A 1,499-nucleotide genomic window follows, 5' to 3' on the forward strand; every position below is an offset into this window, starting at 1 on the left:
ACACATCAGAAGCTCTTGTCTGCTTCGCCGACTCCTCGGGGGTGGGAAGATGGGGTGGGCCGCTCGGTAAGCCGGTTTGACTGTGATGCCGCGAGAGCTCGAACATCAGAATGGCGATGGAGGTCTGCTCCGGGTCTACGGTTTGTTGCCAGTCGGCGGGTGTCTGCCGGCAGAGCACGTGTGTCAGTTTCGCTTCTTCCCGTGACCTCTCCGGGTGGCCGTCCCGGTCGGATGGATACGAGGCGGTGAGTCATGGCGGGCATACAGGCGCACGACGAGGTGCTGTATCTGCGGGCGGCGGGCGTGGATATCGGCAAGCGGTTCGTGGTCGCGTGCGTGCGCAGTCCGGATCCGCGGCGAGCGGGCCGGTGGCTGCTGGAGACCGAGCGGTTCGATACCACGACGGAGGCGATCCGTCGGCTGCGCGAGTGGCTGACCGGGCGCTCGGTCGAGGTCATCGCTTTGGAGGCGACCTCGGACTATTGGCGGGCGGTGTACTACCCGCTGCAGGACGCCGGGCTGAACCTGATGCTGGTCAATCCCGCCCACCTGCGCGGGATCCGGGGCCGCAAGACCGACCCATCCGATGCGGCGTTTCTGGCTCGAGCCGCGGCCTCGGGCATGGTCATGGCCTCGTTCGTGCCCGAGCGAGCGATCCGGGAACTGCGGGACTTGACCCGTCGGCGCACCGAGATCCGCGCCGATCGGGGCCGGGAGATCCAGCGGCTGGAAAAGGAACTCGAGGACAGCGGGCTCAAGTTGACCAGCGTGCTCTCCGACGTCACCGGGGTCAGTTCCCGACGCATCCTGGCTGCGCTGATCGACGGCGAGCGCGACCCGGCACGACTGGCCGACCTCACCGTCAGCGGTGCCCGCGCCAAGATCGGCGCGCTCACCGAGGCGCTGGAAGGCACCTTCACCGACCACCACGCGTTCATGTGCCGCCACTTCCTCGACCAGATCGACCACCTGGCCGCGCTGGTGGCCGAACTGGACCAGCGGATCGCCGTCCTGCTGCACGACCACGACCACGACCTGACCAACCTCGATACCATCCCCGGGATCGCCCGCACCGCCGCCGAGATCATCATCTCCGAAACCGGCGGCAACATGGCCCCGTTCGCCACCGCCGGGCACCTGGCCTCCTGGATCGGCGTCTGCCCCGGCCGCAACGAATCCGCCGGGGTGAACAAGTCCGGCCACACCCGCCACGGCAACGCCAACCTCAAACGCACCCTGGGCACCGCCGCCATGGCCGCGATCAGACAGAAAGACTCCTACTACGCGGTCTACTACCGGCGCGTCGCTGCCCGCCGCGGCCGGCAACGCGCCCTGGTCGCGGTCATGCACAAGCTGGTCATCGCCATCTGGCACGTCCTGCACGACAAACTCGCCCACCACGACCTCGGCGCCGACTACTTCACCCGCCGCAACCCCCAACGCACCATGCGCCACATCACCAACCAGGCCAACGCCCTCGGCCTGACCGTCCGCTTCGA

Annotated in this window: 1 protein-coding gene; it reads left to right on the forward strand. The window is 67.9% G+C overall.

Annotation, left to right across the window (positions count from 1 at the left end):
- Positions 1-252 precede the first annotated feature (252 nt).
- On the forward strand, positions 253-1,499 hold a 1,247-nt coding region (locus E0H50_RS42700; RefSeq protein WP_131297169.1), incomplete at its 3' end, for an IS110 family RNA-guided transposase.

The organism is Kribbella sindirgiensis (assembly GCF_004331435.1).
GTDB classification, from domain to species: Bacteria; Actinomycetota; Actinomycetes; order Propionibacteriales; family Kribbellaceae; genus Kribbella; species Kribbella sindirgiensis.